Source organism: Desulfogranum marinum (assembly GCF_963675105.2).
Taxonomy (GTDB): Bacteria; Desulfobacterota; Desulfobulbia; order Desulfobulbales; family Desulfobulbaceae; genus Desulfogranum; species Desulfogranum marinum.
This window is the reverse complement of the sequence record NZ_CAXXRO010000004.1, coordinates 1,768,761-1,787,053: the sequence shown is the minus strand read 5'-3', so window position 1 is coordinate 1,787,053 and position 18,293 is coordinate 1,768,761. Positions and strand designations below refer to the sequence as shown.

19 protein-coding genes are annotated in these 18,293 nt (G+C 43.1%); 7 read left to right on the top strand and 12 right to left on the bottom strand.

Going from position 1 to position 18,293, the window contains the following annotated elements; genetic code table 11:
* Positions 1-381: 381 nt before the first annotated feature.
* Positions 382-1,029: a hypothetical protein gene (locus tag ACHZCY_RS16640; protein ID WP_319549704.1), complete on the bottom strand. Its 648-nt coding sequence runs from the start codon at positions 1,027-1,029 to the stop codon at positions 382-384.
* A 191-nt stretch (positions 1,030-1,220) separates the two neighbouring features.
* Positions 1,221-1,562 carry a hypothetical protein gene (locus tag ACHZCY_RS16635; protein ID WP_319549703.1) on the bottom strand — a complete coding sequence of 114 codons (342 nt, stop codon included), beginning with the start codon at positions 1,560-1,562 and terminating at the stop codon, positions 1,221-1,223.
* 722 nt (positions 1,563-2,284) lie between these two features.
* Here ACHZCY_RS16635 and ACHZCY_RS16630 point away from each other — a divergent pair.
* The 6 genes from ACHZCY_RS16630 (at position 2,285) to ACHZCY_RS16605 (ending at position 6,097) form a co-directional block, all read left to right on the top strand.
* Positions 2,285-3,106: a hypothetical protein gene (locus tag ACHZCY_RS16630; RefSeq protein WP_319549702.1), complete on the top strand. Its 822-nt coding sequence runs from the start codon at positions 2,285-2,287 to the stop codon at positions 3,104-3,106.
* Positions 3,100-3,942 (top strand): GDSL-type esterase/lipase family protein, encoded by an 843-nt coding sequence (locus ACHZCY_RS16625; protein ID WP_319549701.1) that lies wholly within the window; start codon positions 3,100-3,102, stop codon positions 3,940-3,942. The genes ACHZCY_RS16630 and ACHZCY_RS16625 overlap by 7 nt, the downstream gene beginning before the upstream one ends.
* Before the next feature lie 130 nt (positions 3,943-4,072).
* Complete coding sequence (locus tag ACHZCY_RS16620; RefSeq protein WP_319549700.1) at positions 4,073-4,549, top strand: hypothetical protein; 477 nt, start codon at positions 4,073-4,075, stop codon at positions 4,547-4,549.
* A gap of 424 nt (positions 4,550-4,973) precedes the next feature.
* Complete coding sequence (locus ACHZCY_RS16615; protein ID WP_319549699.1) at positions 4,974-5,219, top strand: transposase; 246 nt, start codon at positions 4,974-4,976, stop codon at positions 5,217-5,219.
* Positions 5,220-5,284: 65 nt separating this feature from the next.
* Positions 5,285-5,698 (top strand): IS3 family transposase, encoded by a 414-nt coding sequence (locus ACHZCY_RS16610; protein WP_319549698.1) that lies wholly within the window; start codon positions 5,285-5,287, stop codon positions 5,696-5,698.
* A 48-nt stretch (positions 5,699-5,746) separates the two neighbouring features.
* Positions 5,747-6,097, top strand: a complete 351-nt coding sequence (locus tag ACHZCY_RS16605; protein ID WP_319549697.1) for an integrase core domain-containing protein — start codon at positions 5,747-5,749, stop codon at positions 6,095-6,097.
* A 203-nt stretch (positions 6,098-6,300) separates the two neighbouring features.
* On the opposite strand, the gene ACHZCY_RS16600 is transcribed toward ACHZCY_RS16605, so the two are convergent.
* The 5 genes from ACHZCY_RS16600 to ACHZCY_RS16580 all read right to left on the bottom strand — a co-directional run bounded on the left by ACHZCY_RS16600 (position 6,301) and on the right by ACHZCY_RS16580 (position 11,290).
* Positions 6,301-8,013: an IS1634 family transposase gene (locus ACHZCY_RS16600; protein WP_319549682.1), complete on the bottom strand. Its 1,713-nt coding sequence runs from the start codon at positions 8,011-8,013 to the stop codon at positions 6,301-6,303.
* 164 nt (positions 8,014-8,177) lie between these two features.
* A complete protein-coding gene (locus tag ACHZCY_RS16595) occupies positions 8,178-8,432 on the bottom strand; it encodes a hypothetical protein (protein WP_319549696.1) in 255 nt (84 codons plus the stop codon).
* Positions 8,433-8,606: 174 nt separating this feature from the next.
* Positions 8,607-9,086 (bottom strand): hypothetical protein, encoded by a 480-nt coding sequence (locus tag ACHZCY_RS16590; protein WP_319549695.1) that lies wholly within the window; start codon positions 9,084-9,086, stop codon positions 8,607-8,609.
* 79 nt (positions 9,087-9,165) lie between these two features.
* Complete coding sequence (locus ACHZCY_RS16585) at positions 9,166-10,455, bottom strand: ABC transporter ATP-binding protein (protein ID WP_319549694.1); 1,290 nt, start codon at positions 10,453-10,455, stop codon at positions 9,166-9,168.
* A 19-nt stretch (positions 10,456-10,474) separates the two neighbouring features.
* Positions 10,475-11,290: an ABC transporter permease gene (locus ACHZCY_RS16580; protein WP_319549693.1), complete on the bottom strand. Its 816-nt coding sequence runs from the start codon at positions 11,288-11,290 to the stop codon at positions 10,475-10,477.
* A 236-nt stretch (positions 11,291-11,526) separates the two neighbouring features.
* Between ACHZCY_RS16580 and ACHZCY_RS16575 the strand changes: the two genes are divergently transcribed.
* On the top strand, positions 11,527-11,928 hold the full coding sequence (locus ACHZCY_RS16575; protein ID WP_319549692.1) for a hypothetical protein: 402 nt from the start codon (positions 11,527-11,529) through the stop codon (positions 11,926-11,928).
* Positions 11,929-12,382: 454 nt separating this feature from the next.
* Here the strand turns inward: ACHZCY_RS16575 and ACHZCY_RS16570 are convergent, their stop codons facing one another.
* From ACHZCY_RS16570 to ACHZCY_RS16550, 5 genes are all read right to left on the bottom strand, one after another.
* Entirely contained in the window at positions 12,383-13,840 is a 1,458-nt protein-coding gene (locus ACHZCY_RS16570) for a DUF6077 domain-containing protein (RefSeq protein WP_319549691.1), read from the bottom strand.
* A 592-nt stretch (positions 13,841-14,432) separates the two neighbouring features.
* Positions 14,433-15,560 carry a DegT/DnrJ/EryC1/StrS family aminotransferase gene (locus ACHZCY_RS16565; RefSeq protein ID WP_319549690.1) on the bottom strand — a complete coding sequence of 376 codons (1,128 nt, stop codon included), beginning with the start codon at positions 15,558-15,560 and terminating at the stop codon, positions 14,433-14,435.
* Positions 15,561-15,591: 31 nt separating this feature from the next.
* A complete protein-coding gene (locus tag ACHZCY_RS16560; RefSeq protein WP_319549689.1) occupies positions 15,592-15,999 on the bottom strand; it encodes an acyltransferase in 408 nt (135 codons plus the stop codon).
* Positions 15,992-16,591 carry a sugar transferase gene (locus ACHZCY_RS16555; protein ID WP_319549688.1) on the bottom strand — a complete coding sequence of 200 codons (600 nt, stop codon included), beginning with the start codon at positions 16,589-16,591 and terminating at the stop codon, positions 15,992-15,994. Before ACHZCY_RS16555 ends, ACHZCY_RS16560 begins: the two co-directional genes overlap by 8 nt.
* Before the next feature lie 22 nt (positions 16,592-16,613).
* Positions 16,614-17,828: a glycosyltransferase family 4 protein gene (locus tag ACHZCY_RS16550; protein WP_319549687.1), complete on the bottom strand. Its 1,215-nt coding sequence runs from the start codon at positions 17,826-17,828 to the stop codon at positions 16,614-16,616.
* Between the last annotated feature and the right edge of the window lie 465 nt (positions 17,829-18,293).

The following is an 18,293-nucleotide window of genomic DNA, read 5'->3' as shown; positions in this document are numbered from 1 at the left end:
ATTCTAAGCACAGCCGAAGTCGGCTTAATTGCATGGTTAAGTGGAGCGCGTAGCGGTTCACTTTGGCGTGCAGTCCTCTATTGAAAGCCCATTATTAAACGAGGTCTTGGAGCGGTCTCATTTAATGGGATGTTCTGTAAGAAAACAGCAACAATTATTCAGGACAACCATGAGGACAGAATCCTTTGCCTCTTTCATGAGCAAAGCATTTGCCCCCTTTTAAAATTGGTCAATACCGCCCCCTATGTGATAGCGTCTATTGATTTTCTACAATCATGATCAAGACGTTAACGCACTTTTTCAAAATATAGGCACAGGATTCATCAAAAATAGTTTACCTTCGACCCTGTCCCGCTCAATAAAACTGATAAAAAAACAAAATTATTCCAACCTAGACGCCTCTATCTGGCGCTGATGTAACTCTTTAATCTCTGCAGGAATTAACCCTGTGAGCGGATCTTTAACATCCTGACTCCATTTTTTTTCTTCATATCGCAAGAGTTGTTGTTCGTGAGATTCTTCTAATTCTTGCAGTGTCATTGACATTCCGGCAACTCGCTGATTTGGGTCGCCAACAAGTTTTCGATACCCTAAATTCTGTTCCCGATGGAGATATTCCAACTCACCTCGGGTAATACTCAAACCTGGTATTATTGCACTGGGATTCTTCATCTCCTGATGATACAATTCAAGCTGTGCATGCTGCATTGCAGCCAACTCCGCTTTTGTCATACCACCAAGAAATGGAAGCGTTTCTTTTCCGCTACCTTCGCCTGTTGACACAACATGGCGTTCACTTAATCCGAATACCTCAACAGTGATTCTACGTTCAGGCAAATTCTCGATAAGGATCGCTCGACTTTGCGCTTGAAACAGGCGGTTTAGTATCTCACTGACTGTTGCCTGCGAATAGCTGCACTGAATAGCTAAACCAGATTCTTCAGCCTGGTATACAAGTTCTGTTTCAAAAAAGTCAGCGACCTCATCAAGAATCTCCGTCAAAGGCCGCCCAGCACAATCAAGATTCATTCTTTGATGGTACCAAGTCGTTTCTAAAGATGTTGTCTTCGCTAAGTCTGCCTGTACGCTTCCTACAATTACAGTTGAGAAAATTGTCAGGGTAAAGGTACATAGGAACAATAGCGACCGATAATAAGTCGTACCTTTCTGTGTAAGGTATGCAAAATTTAAGGACATGCTAGATTGCAGACGCTATATCGTCAATCGTTCATGTAAATAACAGTAATTATGGATCCAGATTTAGAGCCTAAGGCACGGACCCAGAGGGTTTTGTTCATCGAGTAGGCTGTCAGCAAGGTTGCCAAACCAGAATCGCCCAAATCCGTGGAGAGATAGAAAGTACTAATCCCTTCCCAAGCTGATTCTTTTGAGCAGCTAAGCTGAACCATGTAAGGACTTGCTCCTGTGTTTAATGTCGGGTTTGTGCCAACTTTTTTGATCGTGGCCCTAGCGCAATCGACTGCGTAGCTGGTGTTTCCCCAGCTAAGAACTGTTAAAATAATGAGCATTGCGAAAGCTAGAGTGCTGCGTGATTTAAACATTGATTTTCCCTTTTTAGATATTTAGTTTTGGCTATTGTACAATTTGCCAATTTCTTTTGAAGTGGTCAAGTAAAAATGTACATTTTTACTTGACCACTTCATCCATTCACGGCAGTCTCTCAGGGACAACGCTCTACGGCTCTCATCAGGATTATCGGTGATGAGTTGACGGAGGAAGTTGACGTCGTTGGTGTCTATGATACGTTTGCGGTAAGTAGATACCTCGGCCATGTAGAAAACATAGCCGATAGCATCATGGAACGTTCGCTTTTTTTTAGGATCAAAATGATTGGGTGAATTTATCCAGGTGAAAGGTTACACGATGTGAATGGTTTCACCACTTTCATTAATTGTGTACACGAACCAAATGTTTTTCTTTGCCTCTGATTATTTTCAAAAATTCTTCTTGCAGGACTGATTGCATATCTTTCGCCGTAAATACGGTGAAGTGTCTCTTTAAGCTTATTTTCGATTAGCCAGAGAACTAATAGAACCCTACAAGTGCTGTATTCACCTCTCACTGTTTTTTTATTTTGCGTCTTGCGCCAAAGTTAGCTTATAATTTGTCAAGATTTTATTAACAGGCCGCCTTACCTGCAGATTGACTTCACCTTTACACGGTGTTATTTGCCCCTAATCTTAGACACTTGAAACATGCAAACGTGCCTGAGACAGGGTTGTTTAGATATTATCACAAATTAGATATGCTAGAGAATAAGATTGTGCTGAAACTAAAGCTTCAAGCTGTTCGATACGTAGTAACGCTAATACTTATACTCATCGGACTAGTGCTTTTGTATTCTGCTTTTCGAGCATATAGGGCAGAAGATTCTCCAATTACCTGGTACGGCAAGAAGAATGGTGAATATATGTTTTTCTTGCAGAATCGCAACAACAACGCTTTACTTAATACAAAGCAACTTTTCAGTGGTGGGCAGGTCAACTCCCCTCCGGTGGTGGTGGTTGACAAAAAGAAGCGGAATTTTGTGGTCTGGACAATACGAGAGCAGGACTCGGTACGTATGGCCTTTCGTCTGATAGATGGAAATCGGATCCATCAACCAAACTTCATCCATCCTTCCTTGCGTTACGTCATGGCGCCCCATATGGCGGTTGACCCTTCAGGGGTCATCTGGCTGACCTTTTCCGGTTCAAATGGGGACGATGATGATGATATTTATTTGAGCAGCTGGTCCGACGGGGAATGGGCACCGCCACAACGGGTCAACACCGATGACGATTTGCCGGACGTTCTTCCTGTCGTCGGTGTTGGGCGAACAGGAGAGATATGGGTACGATGGCTCGGCTTCGACGGTGAGCAATATCGACAGTATTATTCTAGTTGGAATGGGGAACAATGGAGCAGGGAACAGGTGAGAAGGATGCCCGATACTCTTTACGAATCAGCCAATGCCCGCTTAAAGGTTGCAAACATGAAGACTAGAAAGGATCCTCATTCTGAATCAATCTCCTACTTTGACTCCGAGGCCGAAATTCAAGTTTGGTCAGATATCTATAAACAAATGTATCAAAAGACATGGTGAAAAACAAAGCCTTATTGATCTGCTTGAACCTGTCAATCATGTTCTTCACCCTCACCCCTGTCTTGGCAAATGCAGAGATACAGGTGGTTGCAATCGGTGACAGTATCACCGCAGATTATCCATACCTGCAGGATAACGGTAATGGATGCCGTTGCCCACAAGAAGGGTTTGAGGTTCAGCTTGAAGCAAAACTTAATGCATCAGGTATGCCGGCCAATGTTTATAATTACGGAAACCCTGGAGACTCTACCTTTGGCATGCTAAAACGCATTGAGCAAATACTTGATCAGGTGAACCCGGATACGGTCCTGCTCTTGGGGGGGACCAATGACATCGCCTTTTTTTCACCAACGACTATCGCCAGTAATCTGGCCGCCATGGTTGATAAAGTTAGAGACTATAAAGCCGAGCCGATTATCGGTACATTAACCCCTGATACAAATCCTGCAAACAGCTTCAAAAATATTCCGGTCTACAACCAGTACATAATAGACATGGCTAATAACAGGAATGTCAAGATTGCCGATCATTACTCAACGATCGTCGATACCTGGAAGGATCTGACGATTGATGGGCTGCATCTGACCAAAGCCGGGAACAATGTCCTGGCACAAAACTGGTTCAATTCGTTGTCAAGCCCAAAGGATGCTGACGGTGATGGAGATGGCTATACCATAGATCAAAGGGATTGTGACGATACCAATCCAAATGTGTACCCTTTTGCATTCGATGTATGTGGAGATGGAATAGATCAGGATTGCGACGGAAGCGACCGAAAATGCCCTAGTATTACTCCCCTCATTATATTATTGTTGGATGAAAAAGCTACGCAATAAAAAGACCACCGTACTACTTCGTCGTATATTTACCGATAAAATACAAGATGTGGAAGAACTGACGCAAAGAGCCGTATTATTGCCCTCAATCTACGCCGCCTAACTTGGTTAAAAACCTGGAGACCCTCAAATGAAAATCAAGCCCGTAAAAGAGAAAAAATACATCATAGTTATGGTTATCGCTCTTTTTTTTCTATTTAATGCTCCAATGGTATTAGCTAAAAACTACTTTTCGGCAACAGAATATCTTCCTGCCATACTTGCAGCAAGTGTTGAAAAAAAGAATAAAAATGAGGCTGGCACGAAAAATGATGCCGTGACATTGAGAACTACTGGTAATTTCTTACTTGACTACAATCAGGCCATAGAAGGGCTCCCCCCAGATAGATTCAGTTTATACGAGGTAGTTCGCAGGTATAATGAAATGCAATATAATGCATCGGTCTGCCACCAGGTCAGCTATTATCATCTGGCTGGTGGCCCATTTGATAAGATTATTATTAACAATAAACTATATGATATTCTGGTGATTGAGAGCCTACCCAAGAGATGGAATCACGGGCCATTCTCCATGGATAACACCGGTCAATGTAAAAACTGGCCCTAAGAAAAATAGCTTCTATTGATGTGGCAACAAAGATCTTGAAAATGGTACGGAATCTTCCCAAAGATACTTGCTGGAGCGACATTTAGCCCTGATTTCTCATCAATTCAGGCGGCGTCATTTCCCAAGTTTTTGGTAATGAACAGGTAAGGTAAAATGAGATGGCTGGTTCACCTCCCGAGTTTTATGCTACACATAGCATGTTCGACAAGAACTAACTCAACGCAGTCAGATGCTGCAATTAAAGGAGAACCAGCCATGCATAGTATAATAATAGGAATGGACCTCGGCATAAAAATAATCAAATACATGTTCTTAACGCAGCCGGAAAAAACGATAAAGACAGATATTGCGGTTTACCCCGATTTCAGTACCGCCTACTTAAGCGGATTCTGCATTCAAAAATTGGTAAGAAAGAGGGATGCAGATGAAAAAGAAACGAAGAACATTTTCAGAAAAATTAAAGGCAAAGGTTGCCATCGAAGCCATTAAGGGTATGAAGACGATGGCAGAAATGGCAACTAAGTTCAAGGTTCATCCAAACGAGATATCGACGTGGAAAAAGCAGCTACAGGAAAACGCTGAATCATTATTCTCCGATTCAAGGACCAGGCGACAGTCCAAGACTGAAGAAGAGTTGACAGCCCACAGTATGAAGAGATTGGTCGGTTGAAAATGGACATTAAATGGCTCGAAAAAAAGCTTTGAGCCACACCGCTTTCAGTGCGCAAAGAGTGGGTGAAACCAGGTTCACAGTACTCTATCAGACGCCAATGCAGGTTGGCAGGCATTTCAAGATCTGTTATTTACAGTGAACCTGCTGCAGAAACGGAAACAAATCTTACTTTGATGCGGCTAATTGATGAACAGTATCTGCGCCATCCAGAGTTCGGATACCCCCGAATGACAGATTGGCTGCGGGATCAGGGATATCAGGTCAAGCATAAGCGTGCTGCTCGTTTAATGCGGTTGATGGGAATTCAGGCAATTACCCCTGGGCCTCATACTAGCAAGCCTGCTCCAGAACATAAAATATATCCATACCTATTGAGAGGCATGGACATTGATAGAGTTGGGCTGGTGTGGAGCACTGACATTACTTATATCCCAATGCAATTCGGCTTTATGTACCTGGCTGCAGTGATTGACTAGTATAGACGATATGTTCTTGCCTGAACGTTATCGAACAGCCTGGATACTTTGTTTTGTATTGATGCGTTAAAGCGAGCATCGACAAAGGGAACACCTAAAATTTTCAACACTGATCAGGGAGCGCAGTTTACCTCTGAAGCGTTTACAAAGGTGCTGCTCGATAAAAAGAATATTGCAATCAGCATGGATGGCCGTGGTCGTGCCTTGGATAACGCCTTTATCGAGCGCCTTTGGTGGACGGTAACGTATGAGGATGTTTATCCAAAATGTTATCCAGACGACCACAAGTTATACCACGGGTTAAGCCGTTTTTTCGACTATTACAACAAAGAAAGAAAACATTCGGCGCTGGGAAAACGTACTCCATTTGAAGTGTTTTCGATGGCAGAAACACTTTAAGTTTACCGTCTCGCTTCGCTCGCCGTAAGTAGGTTTAACACATTAAAGACCCATGAATGGAAGAAAGGCCGGGCATTATAAAATATACCCAGCCCTCCATTCACAGGTCACTCACCTCGGCGCTCGGGTTGCTCCTCAGCATAGCCCTATCCTCCGGGTGAGCAGCAAGACGTTAACAACCTGAAAGTCGGCTAAAGCGTACACTATATATCTACTCCCAAATACTCCAAGAACAGCTTGTCTCTGGCCACTGATTCGGTGGACCATCGATATTCAGCCATGACCGTCCGAACCTTTGTGGTTTCAATGCAGTCGAGCCAGTCCAGGATCTGGGCAAGAGAGCGTTGTGCAAGCCAGTTTTCCAGTTTTTTTTCGAGTTTGAGAAGTGATTTAGTTTTTCCGGTGTCTTTCTTTCTGAGTCTGGCTTGCACTTCTTTTATTTTTTTCGTCAGGAAGCAATGATAGCCCAACGAGATAAATTGTGTAAACTGTCTTCCACGCAGATTGTCCGGGTACCATGTACGAGGTCGCGCACCATCGAGCCTGCCTTTTTGCACGGCAAAGAGTTCTTCGATTTTTTCTCTCATCCGATAGTTCTCCAGTGCGGCAAATGTGTCCATCGTTTGGTTGCTGACAAGAGCAAAGTAGCCGAAGTATTTCTTTGCCTCGGCAATGGCTTCGTCATTGAATCCTATCTTCAGCCGCCCCCCTCGTCCCTTTCTGGAACAGGTTAAATACTTGTCGATTTTCTTTTGCGCTGACTCCGTGAATTCGGTTTTCCCTTCTTCTACTTGCGTTTTCAGTTCAAGCAGATCCTTCCGGAAGGCAAGTTCCTTCTTGGCTTCGTTGTCGGGAGAGTAATAAACATGGACATACAGACGGCGTGTGATCGTTTCTTTTTCACCGGCGGCCTTGCCGTTGCGTGAACGTTCTCGTATACGGTCAAATTGGTGCATTCTTAGCGATGTTGCCCCGCAGATTGACGGATCAAATGGGCAAGTGCTGGACATACCGGCAATTGCTGCACGAAGTTCGTCAACTGTCTCTCGGACCCAGACAATATTCGGATCCACCAGGGTAAGGAATTTCACATTGCGCAAGGCGAATTCCATCATATTTTTCTGGCTGTAGTAGCCGTTATCAGTGACAATCAGAGGTTTCTCCAGGTTGAGGCACTTGAGCTGTGTCAGGGTATTTTCAATGGAAATGACATCCGGGATATTACCGGGTTGTTTGGAGAAGGCCATCGGTTCGCGAGCTTTTACTGAATATAGGGTCAAAAGCTTGATCGTATTGAGTCCGTCGCCATCTTTATTGAACCCTCGCCGCGCCTCCGACTGATTTTCAGAGTAGGTCGAGATGGTGGTTGAGTCGAACGCCAACACAGGAGACTCTCCCAGACGTGCAGCCCGAGCTGAAAAATAACTCTGAACACCTTCTTCATTGCGCCCAACATCCTTAAACAGCTTACCATACACGTCTTCAGTGATTGCTTCGCTGTATGGAAGAGGGTGCATCACCTGCCAACTTTCAAGGCGCGGGAGCGTATTACCGCCGGAACCGATCCAGTAGCGTGCGATAGAAAGCATCTTCTCCGCATCACCCTCGCTGAATGAAGAACGCACATCATCATCGATGCCGGAAACCCTACCAACCCATTCCAGGATGTCCGTGAGGCCTGTGTGCCGACGTGTTGCATCGACAACGTCTCTGTCGCCTTTACGTTTTTTAGGACGAGTCGGAACAATATCTTGGGTCCCTGCCTTGATTTTCCCTTTGAGCTTCTGACTGACCGTGTAGGTCTTTCTGGTCTTTTCATCGTAGGCTGTAATCCGTTCATAGACGTAAATATCGCCATTCGGACGCTTTTCACGCCGTTCACCGACATGATTTTTTCCTGTTATTGGTTTAGCCATGCATGATCCTCCCTTTTAAGTGCGCGTATGGATACTAATACGTACACGTTTAAAGGCAAGAAAAAAGCACGGTATTTCAACAATGCCGTGCTCATAGAGTAGTGCTTTCTGTTTAAAGTGTGCGCTTTAGCCGATTTTCAGGTTAACAAGAAGGAGAAAACACGTCAATAAACGTGTCCGAACAGAGCGGTCGTCACGAGGAAAACAACAGCAGGATCCACCTTAAAAATGCCGCTCAGTGGTTTGGGAATTGGGGTAGGCTCACTTGAGGATTGCCTTTCCCGTTCACGATATCCCCAGGGTTCACCGCGAATGGCCTCTTTCACTGTGTCCCATGAATGTTCATTCATCCTAGACAGTTCGCTGACATTCTTGCCGTAGACACAATGGGCAGTCCTGATAAACTCGTATTGATCCATTGAGAGCAACTCCTTTCCTCCCTGCCTGTTATGTTTTTTACGCTTACCATAACACAGGAAGAAACTGCGCTCAGGGTGGCCAATTTTCCGTTAGCACAACACCTGCTCCTGCTTTCTGATCAATTTTAGATTAGCACAACCAAAGCCACCTCCAAGCCGCCTGGAACAGGCAAATTAAGGCGTCAATATAATTTCATGCCATTTGGCATATGCCCCGTGGTCGTGCCCGCAAGGATATGTCTCTTGACCATAAAATGCAATGCTATCACCTTTATCAATATAAAACCGACCAGCAGTTATAATTTTGTTACGATCTGGATACTCAAAATACGATTCATTACACATAAGCCTGTCCTCCCAGGCATATGGATAATTGCCGGAATCAACTTTGTCACCGTTAATAGATAAACTATAAGGAGGGGCACCATCTCTTTCTGCCTGTACTTTAATTTGTATTGTATACCAACCGGATTCACCCGGAAACGAAGCGGTACAAGTTCCACTACCGCTACCCGCTCGTAATCCTAGAGCACCGTCTCTTGTCGTCCAGGCAGAGGTACAATTAAAATCAGAAAAAGCATTCAAAATCACAGTCGTGGTAGGAGCAGGCACTCCACCGGTAAGACAAGCAAGGAATAAAAGATACTTAGACATTATAAACACCTGGTTAAAGGGTTAATATAGTTTCATGCCATTTGGCTTATGCCCCATGGCGACTTCCGCAAGGATGCGTCTAGGTCAACTGACTTATAGTTACTTCAGAATCAAGATCAAAAATACCAACGCTGGATTTCGCAGATACTACCTCAAAGGTTATAACATCATAACGCCGATCATAAACTACATACTCACCCTCTTCGAATCCAGCACAACCAAATGAAAGTAGGTATCCTCCAGGATTGAGCATCATGCGCTGTTCGAACTCTGTGAGAATGATATCACCTTTATGAACCGTTCCAATTTCTTTTTTCTTGAACAATGTGTTGGTGCCGCACAGGTCAAACCCTTTGACATCTTTTATAGTGTAAGCGGTTATCGGATTAAAAACTGTTTCATGGAACATGGTCTTGAACCAAAATCGATATCGCTCACCATGGGTGAAAGTATGAGATCCTCTTTCCGAAAGGGAATCAACTCCAACTTCAATGATTTCCGCCCTTCCGTTACCGTAACGATTTTCATTAGGGTTGAGCTGATATGTTTGCTCTGATTTGCGCATATGTGAGGCAACAAGTTTCAGAGGCTCTTCATTTTCGACATCGTCCTGGTCAGCAAAGCAGTTCACAACCATACGATTATATTCATCAACCACTTCTTTTGCAGCCCCGGATTTAACAAGCCTCCCCTTTTCAAGCAAGAAGGCCTTGCTGCAATATCTGGTAATCAGATCCATTGAATGGGTTACGAATAATATCGTCACTCCTTTTTCTTGAAACTCTCTAAACTTAGCGAAACATTTGGCCTGGAACTGCGTATCCCCTACGGAAAGCGCTTCATCAACGATGAGAATACTTGGGTTCACATTAATGGCAACGGCAAAGGCCAACCGTACATACATCCCACTTGAATAACTCTTCACCGGCTGATCAATAAATTCTCCTATATCAGCAAAAGTAGCGATATCATCGAAACAGGCTTCTACCTCACTACGGCTCAGTCCAAGAATTGAACCATTAAGAAACACATTTTCCCTGCCCGAAAACTCCGGATTAAACCCAGCTCCGAGTTCAAGCAGTGCAGAAATCCTCCCTTTGACCTTAATGTCACCCTCTGTCGGCTGGAGAATGCCGCAAATTATCTGCAAAAGTGTCGATTTTCCAGATCCATTGCGTCCGATGATACCAACTGTTTCCCCTTTATAAATCTCAAGAGAGATATCACGCAGTGCGTAAAATGGAGTGTAATAATTCTTCTTCCCAAAAATTGTAAGAATTTCTTTAATTCGATCACGCTGACGTCTATAAAGCCGAAAAACCTTACTAATGCCTTCAGCCGAAATAATGGGCAATGTACTGTCATTCATTTTAATAGAGAATTGCCTACTAAAGGACATCGGCGAATTGAGGTTTTAATTTTAAAAAAATCATAGTGCCGCTTATGAAGATGACGGTCGTTACCAACCAAAAGTAGAAAGTCTGCGCGGGATGGTGCCAAAAGGGTATCCCATAAATAAATGAATCTCGATATCCCTGCACTACGTAATAGACGGGGTTCAACTTGAGTAACTTCTGAATGACAACAGGCATCATGTTGATATCCCAAAATATAGGTGTCGCCCAAAATCCGATCTGTATTAAAACATTCACCAGATGCGATATGTCACGAATAAAAACATTCAAAGGTGCCAAAATCAACCCTATCCCAAGGGATAAGGCCCATAGGCAAAAAAGGTAATATACTCCCTGGAAGAAAAATAGGGAAAAAGGTATTTCCTGAAAAAATAAGAGAAGCAACAAGATAAGGAGAAAAAAAGAGTGGGATACAAAGCTGGAGGTAACCTTGATAACTGGAAGTATTTCCGATGGAAAAAGAGTTTTCTTCACTAAGTTGGCGTGGGTTATAACACTTGATGCCGATCCGACAATTATATCGGAAAAATAAAACCATGGTGCCATACCAGCTGTCAGCCAAACAACAAAAGGGACATCACCTAAAGGCTTTACCCTAAACCCAACACTAAAAATGAACCAAAACACAGAGATCATTATAAGGGGGTGAATGAACGCCCAAAATATTCCAAGAAGCGACCCAACATATAAAGTCTTAACTTCTCGCTTTGCCAGTGACCCAATCAATTGCCTTTGGTTAGCAATACTCTTAATAAACTGTAGACAGTATAAAAATAGGTGAGAACTCATTACATCACGGCTTAATTATCAAAAACATTTATTAACGATCCCCATCTACTCCCTTTATAGATTTCATCCTACAAAGGGAGTCACCTTAAAACATCTTCCTCTAGGCCTTGCTCACAACTTACTTTTAGAGGATTCAATCACCTACAGTTCGTTCAGTGCACGACCATTCCTCGGCCCACACTCAGTGAGACTTACAGCAACAGATAAAAAACTCATACAATTTTTTTTACAATTTCATGAAAAAGACTTTACACCACTGCCTATTGACCTATTCATATAAAAGGCTCCTAAATGCCCAAAAACAAAAGCCCCAAAAGCATCTTCAAACAACCTGTTGGCAAAACCGGGATGGTGCAGTTTACCAAGTAAATAATTTAGCGCAACTGATCGAAATTATCACTCCGAAATCCATAGGATTCCCTGATGGTCAATTTCAGGTTGTCGTTTCTAACATGTCTCCAGCTTTTATAAAAGGTCCAGGGGGAAAATTCTCTGTCGCAGAGTTGACCTTCGATAAATTCCAGTTCATGACAATCATCAACGATGCGGTTAAGAAGGTCAGTTGCCCTAAGAGAAGAAAGGGCGACCAAAGCTTGGTTGGTAACATTATCTTTGTTGTGAAAATCCTGAGAATTTAAAGCAACCACCAGTGGATCCCCTCAAGACCCTTATTGTTAAAAAACTCTATTTTAAAACAAGTCGCGCCTACTACATTCGCTTAAAATTCCAGGAATTGTTCCCCTCTCCCCCCAAAGAAGCCGAAACTTTATGAGACGTTGATATTTCAGGGCAGCACATAGCTGGCTAGAGTCAATCTAAAAAGCTGGAGACACATCAAGCGCCATCGGGGATGATACACTTCAATGGTTTAATTCTCAAATCAACAACGGTATCCTCAAGGGTATTAACAGGTTAGCTAAGCCTGCCAAAGCAAGAACTCGTAGCGACAAAACAACAAAAACTTTAATCGCTATAATTTTCCTCATTGACGGAAAACTAAAACAAGTTTTTTCACGACATGCTCTGGCTTCCTATTTCGGGAAGATTGCCCCCCAATAGAACTTACGAGGCTGAACCAGGGGCGCTCCCCCATCAAAATGACTTACCTGATTTTTTAAAATAAATTTTCGCCCCCTTAACAACAGCATACTTTCTATGAGTGTCCAGCCAAATCCTGTTTGAATCAGGAAGTTTAAAAGCAGGTTTCCCAAAACTAGTACCATTTTCTTTTGAAACAACTAACCTACTTGAAGAAAAAACAAACACCAATACTAAAAATACAGATAATCCATACCCTACAAACACACCCCTCTTACTCTTTAACAACCCAGGAATCCCCCCTATAACAATGCTCATACTTGTTGTAAGTGGTAACATCCAAAGCCATCGCCATGAGGCCGTTGGATAAGTGGCACGAGCAATTATTTCTGAGGTCCAAGGCATTGCAAGCATCAAAACAGCGAGAGCTACAAAATTTCTGTAACTTTTTTTAACAGACTTATTTGTAATAAATAACGGACTAACCACAAAGCAAAAGAGAGAAAACCACCCTCGATACCCGCTACCCAGAACAAAACGAAGCATTTCATAATTAGCCGTATGGGCATGAAATCGAACTCCGTATTGAGTGTGCACACCACTACGAGTATGACCGAAATAAAACTTCATAACCAAGCCTATTCCCAAGGGAACCAACAAGCTTAAAGCAAGAAGGAAATTCCTTTTCATCTCATCTCGTGAAAAGCTGATGTTGGCAAGCATGAGCACTAACAGTGACAATGGTCCAACAATAATCCCGGTTGGAGTAAAACCGACCCCGGACAACAAAACAAAAACAAGAAAAACAGCATACCTCTTCCTGTAAGCTTGCTGATATTTTAAAAAATAATAAAATATTGAAGGGATGACCAATGTGACAAAACATGCTTTGCCCTGAAACATCCTGACAAAACCAAAATTGGCATGGGTTCTGTGCACATCTCCCCATGTCAACATCACAATAAAGAAAAAGAGCATCCCGACTAACCATCTATCCTCCACAAGAAGCTTCAGAAGCCTCCATTGCATTATTGTGGCCATAATCGCTATTATCGAAGGAACAACTAGATAATAAGAGTAAAGTATAGGGACACCGGTGATGAACGTGAGTGACGATTTTATAAATTCATAGTACGAAAGTGCATATCCCTTGTGCAAACCACTAATAATCGCCCTAATAGGAATATCGGGGTTTTCTAAAATTAAAATTGAGAGTCCGAGATAGGTCCTATCATCGCTATCCGGCCTATTCAAACATAATGTCAAACATACCGAAGCGACTATAAACAGTCCCAGACACAGAAATTGCGTATACGGTAGCCGGCACCAGACTTCATCTCTGTAGCAAAAGTATACTGCTAAAAAAGCTATAACAACAATACATATACCACTCACTATGAGCAAGGCAATGAAATCAAGTCCAACAAAATAGCCAATCACCCCGATCAGGGTAAAACACCCATAAGCCGTAAAAAACAAATCTGAAAAGATCTCAATGTATCTTGAAGACATAACCTGGCGCCACATAATAAAGAAAGAAGATTTACACGAGTTTCCCCGCCACCTAAATTTGGTTGAGCACTCAAATGAGCTGAAATATTGTTGTCATGAAAATGAAGCGAAGTATCGTGGGTCGGAACAGCAAGAAGTCTCAGCAGATCATTTGCTTAAAAATTACCTTTCCCTGAGCGGCACATGAGGTCGGAGGCTTCTTTATTTTTCAAGAACTGTCAAACTTTTGTTGTCGCCCGGCAAAGCCGGGATGCTACCTAAAAAAAATTAACAAAAACTGTTTGTTCGGTTAAGGCCAAGCCCTTCTAGTGCTTCACTTCGGTATGCAGCTATTAGAAAAAAATCTCCTTTCTTTTGGACCGACAATTGCTGATGGTTAAAGGACGCCTTTTCTCCACCTCCATCTCAAGGAATGTTCAGGGGGATGTTCCGTTTATGTTTAATCTAACACCATTTCCAAAGCGAACATCAGTTTTTATGGCAGAAATAAGCTCCCAATAACATACATTAGCAGCAAGTTACATCACGGTTTGATCCGAAATCACCCACAGATTCTTCGATTTTTTTTTTGTTATACTTCTCCAGGCCACTATTAGCCCCAACAACCACGAACTACAGATATAACACGTGCCAACTCTTCTTCAGTCATGTTAGTTCCAGATGGCAGGCAAAGGCCGTATGAGAAGAGATGTTCAGAAACCGACCCACCCACTACCTGACACCCTTTGAACAAAGGTTGCATATGCATTGGCTTCCAGGTAGGGCGTGATTCAATATTGTTTTTCTCAAGCTCCCTGATCACCCCGTCTCGATTAACGCCCGCCTGGTCGGGATCAATGGTCAAGCAGGTAAGCCAGCGGGTAGAACAAGCAAAAGCAGGTTCAGGCATAAACGCAACCCCTGGCAAGTCACCCAGACTTTCCCGATACTGTGCAAATATTTTTCTTTTTCCAACAACCCGATCAGGCAGTACCCGCAACTGCCCGCGACCGATGGCTGCCAGCACATTACTCATCCGATAGTTATACCCAATTTCGGTATGCTCATAGTGCACCGCATTATCTCTGGCCTGAGTTGACCAAAATTTAACCTTATTAGCCAATTCTTCATTGTCAGTGACTATCATTCCACCACCGGAAGTGGTGATAATCTTGTTACCGTTAAACGAATAAAATCCTGCCAGACCAATAGTCCCTGGTGCCTTCTCCTTGTATTCTGCCCCCAAGGCCTCGGCTGCATCTTCAATCAATGCCACCTGATACTGGTCACAGACCTCTTTTATGGGATCTATATCAGCAGGCTGGCCGTAGAGGTGAACAAGAACCACTGCCTTGGGCAGACGACTTTCTCTTGCCCGCTGTCCAAGTGCCTTCGCCAAGAGTAAGGGGTCCATATTCCAACTGGAGTATTCGGAATCTATAAAAACAGGGGTAGCCCCGCAATACAAAATGGGATTAGCACTGGCAACAAAGGTAAAGTCGGAGCAGAAGACGTCATCCCCTGCCCCCACCCCAACACACCTTAATAAGAGATGAAGAGCAGCTGTCCCAGCCGAGACTCCAACGGCAAATTTCGTACCAACTGTTTCCGCAAACTCGCGCTCAAAAGCGTCGATTTGGGGACCAACGGGGGCGATATAATTAGAAGCAAAAGCCTCACTTATAAAGTCAACCTCCTCGCCTCCCATATGGGGAGCTGACAGAAAGATTCGTTTATTCAATTTGAAAGTTCTCCTGTATCCAGATCTATAGTCAAGATAAAATCTTCTTAATAACCTTTGCTGGCACACCTACAGCCACACAATTCTTGGGGATATCACCAATCACCAAACTATGGGCTCCAATAATGGAATTTTCACCAATGGTCACTCCTGGCATCACGGTGGAATGGGAACCTAACTTACAATTATTTTTCAGAACAACCTTTCCTTGTTTATTGTCAATGGTTGACACAGAATAAATCGAACAATGAGACCCAACCTGAACATTCTCTTCAAGGACCACTCCAAAGGACGCATTGATATAGGTAAAAGCACCAATATCCGTTCTGTATCCTAATTCCAAGCCAGTAGAATGCTGTACCAACCAATGGTATTTCGTGGGAACACCGTCTTCGAATTTCGGGTATTGCCAGTCTTTAAATCGTGATTGTTCAGACATCCTTCCCCGTCCCCATAAATTTCTTCATCGTTGCTTGTCCTTCCTGATTTATATTTTCTCTTTTCAATGTTTTCCACACAGTTAAAAAAAGGATCTTAACATCCAGCCACAAAGATCGATTATCCACATACCAGACATCAAGCTTAAATTTGTCTTCCCAGGAAAGGGCATTGCGCCCGTTCACCTGAGCCCAGCCGGTAATACCAGGCCGCACTTCATGACGCCGGGCCTGTTCCGGTGTGTACCTGTTGAGATATTCCATTAGCAAAGGACGCGGTCCGACTAAACTCATATCGCCCTTGCATACATTCCACAGCTCTGGTAGTTCATCCAAACTCGAAGAACGCAAAAAACTACCAAAAGAAGTGAGACGTTGATCATCTTGCATCAATGTACCGTCTCGATCGGTAGAGTTAAGCATAGTTCGAAATTTTACCAATTCAAATGGTCTTTCATTCTTACCTGGACGAATTTGACGAAAAAAAACAGGTGAGCCAAGTTTAAAATAAACAAGACCAACCATTAGCAACAGTAACGGCGCTAATATCAACAATGCCCCAAAGCTTACACAACAATCTACAAACCTTTTCATCTATTTTCCGATTACTAATAAATCAACAGTCATCCACAACTGCACTCAACAAAACTTTTTCTAACCTCCCAGCAAGCACATCACGATCAAATTGAGCAGATGCTAACTTCAAAGCATTTTCACCGCAATCATGAACCCTTTCCTCTGCAGCAATAAAACGCACAAGATCTTTTGCAGCAACATCCAAGTCTCTAGACAAGGACACCCCCACTTCATATTCATCAATCAACTCTGCCTGCCACCCTTTATAATTAATAGCAATAGGGGTGCCTGATGCTAGACTATCAAAAAATTTATTAGCACAATTTGCTTCTAACTCGGGAAGATCAATAACTAAGGACACAATCACAGTAGCAGCACAAAATGCTTCAACCAGCTTTGTTTTAGGAATTTCCATATACATAAAAAAGTTCTTCCCAAGCACACCTAAATCAGAAGCCAAAAGCTGCACATCTTCCCACTCAATTCCTGCTCCAATTACAACAAAACGACAATCTGGACGGACAGTTCTAACTTTTGAAGCAAGTTCAGCCAGGTAACCTACTCCATTAATCCTCCCCAATGTTCCTGGGTATAAAATAATCGGTCCAGCCCCCAACTCCGGGTGCTCTTCACGAAACACCTGTGCTTTCCGTTTTTCTGGTTTAAATAAATGCAAATCGCAACTATTAGGTATGCAAGAAATCTTTTTTACAGGGTAACCTGTTGCTTCAACCCCGGCAGCCATCCCAGGTGAAAGGGCAACAATATGTTTTGCATTGCGATAAGCAAACATTTCCAATTTTTTAGCAAGCAGTTTAAGAAAAGGATTACGAAGTGCCCCTATTGCGATAGGTAATTCCGGCCAAAGATCCCTCACCTCAAAGACCATTGATACTCCCTGACGTCTTGCAGCAAAAGCAGCAGGCAGAGCAATAGTCAGCGGTGTACTCGTTGCAAAAACAACGTCTGCCTGGAGTCGGCTAGCATACAGCCCCGCCTTAACAGCAAAATTCAAAAAAGCTTTTATACGAGCATAAAAGTTCATCTTGTTATTATATGGCTCAGGTAACCAATGAACATGAATACCGGCTTCTATTGTCCTAAACCAGCCTTTTTTTTCATGCTCCTTACGAAAAGAGGTAACAATATGGACTTCGTGGCCAGCCTCAACCAATCGTCGAGCCATTTCATACGATCTCGTTCCTCCTGCCATTAATGGTGTATTAAAATATTGGTGCAGATATACAATTTTCATCAACTCTCATATGTTAAGCATTATTATAATAACATCAGCGACACTCTCATTGTGCAAAATACAAGAATCATGCATAATTCCATTATTTTGCGCAAGGCTCTCTAGCTTAATCTTCAATTAGCCATTATGGGCCGCTTTTTGACCCCATGAGCTTCCCCTTACAGCCTACTAGTAATGTTGACGCTTCCGGTTTATCATTTGGTTAAGTTAAGATAAAATTCAATTTGTCACGTCTATCCTGCCCAAACTTTGCCTACAGCATTGGCCGCAAGAATGCATTAACCTTTTAAATGCCGATGGAAATGCCACTCACTTTTTCACAACTCTTATCATGTACAGGAAGGCATGTCCACGGTCGCGACGCCTCACTTAACGGCTTGCAGAAACCCCAAGACCACTTCCAGCATTCAGCAGAGTGCCGACGAAAATAATCCAAAGAAGGATGAAATGCGAGAGTGTAGCTGT

Excerpts from the sequence above, each read along its gene's own strand:
- ACHZCY_RS16560 (WP_319549689.1), bottom strand. The coding sequence starts at position 15,999 with ATGTCTGAACAATCACGATTTAAAGACTGGCAATACCCGAAATTCGAA.
- ACHZCY_RS16615 (WP_319549699.1), top strand. The coding sequence starts at position 4,974 with ATGAAAAAGAAACGAAGAACATTTTCAGAAAAATTAAAGGCAAAGGTT.
- ACHZCY_RS16550 (WP_319549687.1), bottom strand. The coding sequence starts at position 17,828 with ATGAAAATTGTATATCTGCACCAATATTTTAATACACCATTAATGGCA.
- ACHZCY_RS16600 (WP_319549682.1), bottom strand. The coding sequence starts at position 8,013 with ATGGCTAAACCAATAACAGGAAAAAATCATGTCGGTGAACGGCGTGAA.
- ACHZCY_RS16625 (WP_319549701.1), top strand. The coding sequence starts at position 3,100 with ATGGTGAAAAACAAAGCCTTATTGATCTGCTTGAACCTGTCAATCATG.
- ACHZCY_RS16635 (WP_319549703.1), bottom strand. The coding sequence starts at position 1,562 with ATGTTTAAATCACGCAGCACTCTAGCTTTCGCAATGCTCATTATTTTA.
- ACHZCY_RS16555 (WP_319549688.1), bottom strand. The coding sequence starts at position 16,591 with ATGAAAAGGTTTGTAGATTGTTGTGTAAGCTTTGGGGCATTGTTGATA.
- ACHZCY_RS16570 (WP_319549691.1), bottom strand. The coding sequence starts at position 13,840 with ATGTCTTCAAGATACATTGAGATCTTTTCAGATTTGTTTTTTACGGCT.
- ACHZCY_RS16595 (WP_319549696.1), bottom strand. The coding sequence starts at position 8,432 with ATGGATCAATACGAGTTTATCAGGACTGCCCATTGTGTCTACGGCAAG.
- ACHZCY_RS16590 (WP_319549695.1), bottom strand. The coding sequence starts at position 9,086 with ATGTCTAAGTATCTTTTATTCCTTGCTTGTCTTACCGGTGGAGTGCCT.
- ACHZCY_RS16580 (WP_319549693.1), bottom strand. The coding sequence starts at position 11,290 with ATGAGTTCTCACCTATTTTTATACTGTCTACAGTTTATTAAGAGTATT.
- ACHZCY_RS16620 (WP_319549700.1), top strand. The coding sequence starts at position 4,073 with ATGAAAATCAAGCCCGTAAAAGAGAAAAAATACATCATAGTTATGGTT.
- ACHZCY_RS16640 (WP_319549704.1), bottom strand. The coding sequence starts at position 1,029 with ATGAATCTTGATTGTGCTGGGCGGCCTTTGACGGAGATTCTTGATGAG.
- ACHZCY_RS16585 (WP_319549694.1), bottom strand. The coding sequence starts at position 10,455 with ATGAATGACAGTACATTGCCCATTATTTCGGCTGAAGGCATTAGTAAG.
- ACHZCY_RS16575 (WP_319549692.1), top strand. The coding sequence starts at position 11,527 with ATGAAAAAGACTTTACACCACTGCCTATTGACCTATTCATATAAAAGG.